This is a genomic window from Streptomyces sp. UH6 (assembly GCF_013421635.1).
Taxonomy (GTDB): Bacteria; Actinomycetota; Actinomycetes; order Streptomycetales; family Streptomycetaceae; genus Streptomyces; species Streptomyces abyssomicinicus.
The window spans coordinates 1-6,692 of record NZ_JACADT010000252.1 but is presented as its reverse complement, the minus strand read 5'-3'; the positions used below and the strand labels follow the sequence as shown (position 1 = coordinate 6,692).

General features: G+C 71.4%; 5 protein-coding genes. 4 read left to right on the top strand and 1 reads right to left on the bottom strand.

Annotation, left to right across the window (positions count from 1 at the left end):
- Positions 1–194 (top strand): 5-formyltetrahydrofolate cyclo-ligase (locus HW445_RS14470; RefSeq protein ID WP_218956977.1); only part of this gene is annotated, 194 nt, incomplete at its 5' end.
- 74 nt (positions 195–268) lie between these two features.
- On the opposite strand, the gene HW445_RS14465 is transcribed toward HW445_RS14470, so the two are convergent.
- A complete protein-coding gene (locus tag HW445_RS14465) occupies positions 269–3,028 on the bottom strand; it encodes a penicillin acylase family protein (RefSeq protein WP_180221431.1) in 2,760 nt (919 codons plus the stop codon).
- 462 nt (positions 3,029–3,490) lie between these two features.
- Here HW445_RS14465 and HW445_RS14460 point away from each other — a divergent pair, with 462 nt between their 5' ends.
- From HW445_RS14460 to HW445_RS14450, 3 genes are all read left to right on the top strand, one after another.
- The gene (locus tag HW445_RS14460) at positions 3,491–4,990 is read left to right on the top strand and encodes a potassium/proton antiporter (protein WP_257231069.1); all 1,500 of its coding nucleotides are present in this window, start codon (positions 3,491–3,493) and stop codon (positions 4,988–4,990) included.
- A 118-nt stretch (positions 4,991–5,108) separates the two neighbouring features.
- Positions 5,109–5,456: an FmdB family zinc ribbon protein gene (locus tag HW445_RS14455; RefSeq protein WP_180221430.1), complete on the top strand. Its 348-nt coding sequence runs from the start codon at positions 5,109–5,111 to the stop codon at positions 5,454–5,456.
- Positions 5,457–5,565: 109 nt separating this feature from the next.
- On the top strand, positions 5,566–6,408 hold the full coding sequence (locus HW445_RS14450; protein ID WP_180221429.1) for an S-methyl-5'-thioadenosine phosphorylase: 843 nt from the start codon (positions 5,566–5,568) through the stop codon (positions 6,406–6,408).
- The last annotated feature ends 284 nt before the right edge of the window (positions 6,409–6,692 follow it).

The following is a 6,692-nucleotide window of genomic DNA, read 5'->3' as shown; positions in this document are numbered from 1 at the left end:
GGCGCGGGATGCGGCTGGGGCGGGGCGGCGGGTCCTACGACCGGGTCCTCGCCCGCCTCGCCGCGGCGGGCGCGACGCCGGCGCTGGTCGTCCTGCTGTACGACACCGAACTCCGCGACACGGTCCCCACCGAGCCCCACGACCGCCCGGTCACCGCGGCGGCGACCCCTTCGGGCCTCCACCCCTTCGGCTGACCCCGCCGCGGAACGGCGACGGGGCGGGCCCCCCGGTGGGGGACCCGCCCCGTGGGGGCGATGCGCGCGGACCGCTACGGGTTCAGCGTGAGCGTCTCCTGCGTGGCCTTCTTCACGGCGGCCGCGGAGAACGGCCACTCGTACAGCTCACCGTTCGCCCACGCGTCCGTCTGGTCCACGTAGTGCGAGCTGTACGCGTGCCCGGAGGCGCCCGTGAGGTTGATCCACTTCGACTTGTCGAGGTCGCCCAGGTTCACGACCATCCGCATGGACGGCACCCAGACCACCCCGTACCCGCCGGCCGCGTTCCATCCGGTCGCGTCGACCGTGGACTCGCCGCCGCCCAGCTCCCAGGGACCGCGGTTGAGCATGTGCTGGAGGAAGCCCGGACCGGCCGTGCCCATGGTCTGGTTCTTCAGGTACAGCGTGTGCAGCCGGCCCCAGCTCCAGGTGTCCATGTTCTTGCCGAGCTTGGCGGTCAGCTCCCAGCGCGCGTCGATCATGGCGCGGCGCAGCAGCTCGTCCCGGTTGTCCGCCGAGGGGCGGCCGCTGGCCGTCTCGCCGGTGGTCCACCACTCGCTGTCCGGCTCCTCCATCAGCTTGCGCACGACCTCGAACCACCGGTCGCCGCCGTCCGGCTGGGCCTGCGTGGCGCTGCGCTGACCGCACTCGCGGACCTTGTCGGCCTCGTCGGCCGGTCCGGTGGTGTTCACCGGCTCGACCCACAGGCACTGGCCCTCGACCCGCAGCTCCTTCGGCAGCTTGTTGCCGAACGCCAGCTTCAGCAGGTTGCGCCACACCGCGTTGAAGTAGGCGGCCGCCGCGGAGTCCGGGGTCTGGGTGCGGTCCCAGTGCTCCAGCAGTTCCTGCGCGTCGCGGACGTCCTCGTCCTCGGGGTCGATCTTCAGCAGCTCGGGCACCAGCAGCTTGGCGATCTCGCTGCTGCTGTCCGTCTGCATCTCGCGCATGTCCTCGGTCGAGATCTTCCCGCCGCCGTCGATCTTCGCCTTGACCAGGTCGTTGATCCGCTGGCTGCGCGCGCCGTAGGACCAGTCGCCGGTGAGCAGGTAGGGGTACTCCTTCTCGTCGACGACGGCCTGGTTGGCGGTGACGATGTAGCCGCGCTTCGGGTTGTACTCGTAGGGCAGCTCGTCCTGGTCGATCCAGCCGGTCCAGCGGGAGCCGGAGTCCCAGCCGGGCGCCGGCAGCGAGCCGTCGTGGCCCTCGGCGCGGATCGGGATGCGGCCCGGCAGCTGGTAGCCGATGTTCTTCTTGTCGGCGTAGACCAGGTTCTGGGAGGGCACCTCGAACAGCTCGGCGGCCGCCCGGAACTCCTTCCAGTTCTGCGCCGTGTTCATGGCGAAGACGGCGTCCATGCTGGTGCCGGGGTCGAGCGCGGTCCAGCGCAGCGAGACGCCGTAGCCGTCGCCCCGGTCGGGGGCCGCGGCGTCGACGCCCGCCTTCTTGCCGACCTGGACCAGCTCGCCGTTGCGGTCGGAGAGCAGCGGGCCGTTGTTGGTCTCCCGTACGACGATCTTCTTGCTCTGCCCGCCGGCGACCTTGATGGTCTCCTCACGGGTGGTGAAGGGGACCGTCTTCCCGTCGTACTGGTAACCCTCCGGGGTGACCTTCTGCAGGTAGAGGTCGACGACGTCCACACCCGAGTTGGTGAAGCCCCAGGCGATGGTCTGGTTGTGGCCGATGATCACGCCGGGCATGCCGGAGAAGGTGTAGCCGGAGACGTCGTAGCGGCAGGTGTCGGAGACGGTGCGGCAGTGCAGGCCCATCTGGTACCAGACCGAGGGCAGCGCGGGCGACAGGTGCGGGTCGTTGGCCAGCAGCGGGGCGCCGCTCACCGTGTGCTCGCCGGCGATCACCCAGGAGTTGGAGCCGATGCCGTTGCCGTTGACGCCGACGGCGGTGGGCAGGTCGTCGAGCGCGCCGTAGAGCCCGGCGAGCTGGCTCTGCAGGCCCGCCGTGTCCCCGGCCGCGACGCCCGGCAGGCCGGCGGCGGTGCCGTCCTGTCCCTGCGGGGCCGGCGTCGCCTTCTGGTCCCAGGTGCCGGTGAGCTCGGAGTAGGCGCCCTCCTGGACGATCGTCTTGTTCCGCGCGAACGGATAGCCGGGGTACAGGTCGGCGATCTGGTCGGCGTCCAGTCGGCTGGTCAACAGCGAGCGGTCGATCTCGTCCTGCATGTTGCCGCGCAGGTCCCAGGCCATCGCCTTCAGCCAGGCCACCGAGTCCACCGGGGTCCACGCCTCGGGCGTGTAGTCGCCGGTGAGGGCCAGCGCCGCGTACTCGAGGGAGAGCTCGTCGGCCTCCTTGCCGTCCAGGTAGGCGTTGACGCCCTTGGTATACGCCTGGAGGTACTTCTTGGTCGGGGCCGACAGCTTCTTGTCGTACTCCTGCTGCGCGACCCGGCGCCAGCCGAGCGTGCGCAGGAACTCGTCGGTCGAGACCTGGCTCTCGCCGAACATCTCCGAGAGCCGGCCCGCGGTCAGGTGGCGGCGCACGTCCATCTCGTAGAACCGGTCCTGCGCCTGGACGAAGCCCTGCGCCATGAACAGGTCTTCCTCGGAGTCGGCGTAGACGTGCGGCACGCCCTGGGCGTCGCGCCGGACCTCCACCGGGCCGGACAGGCCCTTGAGGGTCAGCGACCCGCTGGTCTGCGGAAACGAGGCACGGACGGTGCTGACCGTCCAGTACCCGCCGTAGACCAGGCCGCCTATGAGCGCCAGGACGACGAGAAGGACCAGGAGTCGGGCTTTGCGCCCCTTCTTCCTGCCGGACTTGCCGGGCTGCTGACCGGAAGAGGCGGTGGTGTTGGGGGGCATCGCTGTCCTTGCTGTCCTCACGCGAGCGGCGGGGCGGGCGGTGGTCAGTTCTGGCGCGGCGGCGTAGCCCGTCGTCGCGCTGGAGCAACGATAGGCGTACGGGGCGCGGCGGCTTGACGCGGCGTCTGTGAAGCCGTGGCATCACGCGAGCAGGTGTCCGCTTCGTCCCGGTGCGGTGCCCGGCCGAGGTCGGCGGAGTGCCGCGAAGTACAAGAACCGCGTCAAGAAAGCGTCAAGAGTTAGGTAAGGTAACGAAAGACTTGACGAAGGCGGGCCCGTTCACGGCACCTCGTTCTCGGCGCCTCGTTCGGCACCTCGTTCTCGGCGTCTCGTTCTCGGCGTCTCGTCCGCGGGACCGGTTCGCTGCCCTTCGTCCGCAGTACCTCGTTCTCAGCACCACGCCCGCACCATCTCGTCCGCAACACCTCGTCCGCAGCACTTCGGAGGAAGGGAAGGCCGCCACTGACTGTCGACCACCTCAACCAGCTTCTGCTCGGCGCCTCGCTCGTCCTCCTGGTGGCGGTGGCCGCCGTGCGGGTGTCCTCGCGCAGTGGACTGCCCAGCCTCCTGATCTATCTCGGGATCGGCATCGCGCTGGGCTCCGACGGGATCGCGGGCATCGAGTTCGACAACGCCGCGCTGACCCAGGTCATCGGCTACGCCGCCCTGGTCGTGATCCTCGCCGAGGGCGGACTCGGCACCAAGTGGAGCCAGATCAAGCCGGTGCTGCCGTCCGCCTCCGTGCTGGCCTCGGCCGGTGTCGCGGTGAGCGTCGCGGTGACCGCCGCCGGGGCGCACTACCTGGCCGGGCTGGAGTGGCGGCAGGCGCTGATCGTGGGCGCGGTGGTCTCCTCCACCGACGCGGCGGCGGTCTTCTCGGTGCTGCGCCGGATCCCCCTGCCGTCCCGCATCACCGGCACGCTGGAGGCCGAGTCGGGGTTCAACGACGCCCCGGTGGTCATCCTGGTCGTCTCCTTCTCCACGGCCGGCCCGGTCGAACACTGGTACCTGCTGCTCGCCGAGATGGCGATGGAGCTGGCGATCGGCGCGGCGGTGGGCCTCGCGGTCGGCTGGCTGGGCGCCTGGGGACTGCGCCGGGTGGCGCTGCCCGCCTCCGGCCTCTACCCGATCGCCGTGATGGCGATGGCGGTGACGGCCTACGCGGCCGGCGCGATCGCGCACGGCAGCGGGTTCCTCGCCGTCTACCTGGCCTCGATGGTGCTGGGCAACGCCCGGCTGCCGCACCATCCGGCCACCCGCGGGTTCGCCGACGGGCTCGGCTGGATCGCGCAGATCGGCATGTTCGTGCTGCTCGGCCTGCTGGTCAACCCGCGCGAGCTGGGCGACGACATCTTTCCCGCGCTGGTGATCGGCCTGGTCCTGACGATGGTGGCGCGGCCGCTGAGCGTCTTCGCCTGCCTGACGCCGTTCCGGACGCCCTGGCGGCAGCAGACCCTGATGTCGTGGGCCGGTCTGCGCGGCGCGGTGCCGATCATCCTGGCGACCATTCCGATGGTGAGCGGGGTGGAGGGGAGCCGCCGCATCTTCAACATCGTCTTCGTGCTGGTCGTGGTCTACACCCTGATCCAGGGGCCGACGCTGCCCTGGCTGGCCCGGAAGCTGCGGCTGGGCGACGACAGCGAGGCGGCCGACCTGGGCATCGAGTCGGCGCCGCTGGAGCGGCTGCGCGGGCATCTGCTGTCGCTGACCGTGGACAGGGATTCCCGGATGCACGGCGTCGAGGTGGGCGAGCTGCGGCTGCCGGAGGGCTCCTCGGTGACCCTGGTGGTCAGGAACGACGCCTCCTTCGTGCCGTCTCCGTCGACCGTGCTCCAGCGGGGCGACGAGCTGCTGGTGGTGGCCACCGACCAGGTGCAGGACGCCACCGAGCGCCGGCTGCGGGCGGTGGCCCGGGGCGGCAAGCTGGCCGGCTGGCTGGGCACCTCCGGGGCGGCCCGCTGACGTCCGGTGCCAGTGGCATGGGTCACCGGAGGGGGTACGGCAGTGGACTGTCGGCCAGGAATGCGTCAAGATGGATCGTCGTTAGCACTCATCGAGTCAGAGTGCCAGGAGGAAGACAGTGCCGACCTACCAGTACCAGTGCACCGAGTGCGGCGAGGGCCTCGAGGCGGTGCAGAAGTTCACCGACGACGCCCTGACCGAGTGCCCCAACTGCCAGGGCCGCCTGAAGAAGGTGTTCTCGGCCGTCGGCATCGTCTTCAAGGGCTCCGGCTTCTACCGCAACGACAGCCGCGGCTCGTCGTCGAGCAGCTCGCCCGCGGCGAAGTCCGGTTCGTCGTCGTCCACGTCGTCCTCGGGCTCGTCGTCCAGCTCGTCGTCGTCGGGCTCCGGTTCGTCCTCCTCGACGACCGCGGCGCCGGCCGCCTCGACCCCGGCGGCCTCGTCGAGCAGCAGCTCGGCCGCCTGACCCACCCGCTTCGCAGGCCCCGCGCGTCCTCCGTCCACGGAGGGCACGGCGGGGCCTTCGGCGTGCCGTGCCATGTCCGCGGCCGTGCCGGAGGGCCTATGGTTCCGGCATGGTCAACACGGTGAGCGCCGAGATCGGTGTGATCGGCGGGTCAGGCTTCTACTCGTTCCTCGACGACGTGACCGAGGTCCCGGTCGAGACCCCCTACGGGCCGCCCAGCGACTCCTTGTTCGTGGGCCACGTCGCGGGCCGCAGGGTCGCGTTCCTGCCGCGGCACGGGCGCGGACACCATCTGCCACCGCACCGGATCAACTACCGGGCCAACCTCTGGGCACTGCGGTCGGTGGGCGTCCGGCAGGTCCTCGGCCCCTGCGCGGTCGGCGGCCTGCGGCCGGAGTACGGTCCCGGCACCCTGCTCGTCCCCGACCAGCTGGTGGACCGCACCAAGGCGCGGCACAACAGCTACTTCGACGGACTGCCCCTGCCCGACGGCACCGTCCCGCAGGTGGTCCACGTCTCGCTGGCCGACCCGTACTGCCCCGCCGGGCGGGCGGTGGCCCTCAAGGCCGCGCGCGGCCGGGACTGGGAGGCGGTGGACGGCGGCACGCTGGTCGTGGTCGAGGGACCTCGCTTCTCCACCCGCGCCGAGTCCCGCTGGCACGCCGCGCAGGGCTGGGCGGTGGTCGGCATGACCGGGCATCCGGAGGCGGCGCTCGCCCGTGAACTGGAGCTCTGCTACACGTCGCTGAACCTGGTCACCGACCTCGACGCGGGCGCGGAGACCGGCGAGGGGGTCTCCCACGAGGAGGTGCTCCGGGTCTTCGGCGCCAATGTGGACCGGCTGCGGGACGTCCTCTTCGACGCGGTGGCGGCCCTGCCCGCGGCGGACCAGCGGACCTGCTCCTGCGCCCACGCGCTGGGCGGCCAGGACCCGGGCTTCGCGCTGCCGTAACCCGCACGGGTGACCTGTGGACAACGGTGCGGGCGGGTTGTCCACGGGCCGTCCGCGGCTCTCCGCGGGTCGTCCACAGGCTCCGGCGGAGTTCGGCGGGAGGGCGCAAGGTGGGTCCATGAACACGCACTTCGGCCTCGTGGAGGCCCCCGTGGAGAACGCGGCGCCCACCGCTGTCACCGCTGTCCGGCCTTCCGCCGCCCGTCGCTCCGTCTCCTGCGCCGTCCCGTCCCCCGCCTTTCCCGCGGTGTCCCCCGCCTTTCCCGCGGTGTCCTCCGCCCCGC

Bases quoted from the DNA above. Each gene is read 5' to 3' on its own strand.
- HW445_RS14465 (WP_180221431.1), bottom strand. From the start codon at position 3,028: ATGCCCCCCAACACCACCGCCTCTTCCGGTCAGCAGCCCGGCAAGTCC.
- HW445_RS14450 (WP_180221429.1), top strand. From the start codon at position 5,566: ATGGTCAACACGGTGAGCGCCGAGATCGGTGTGATCGGCGGGTCAGGC.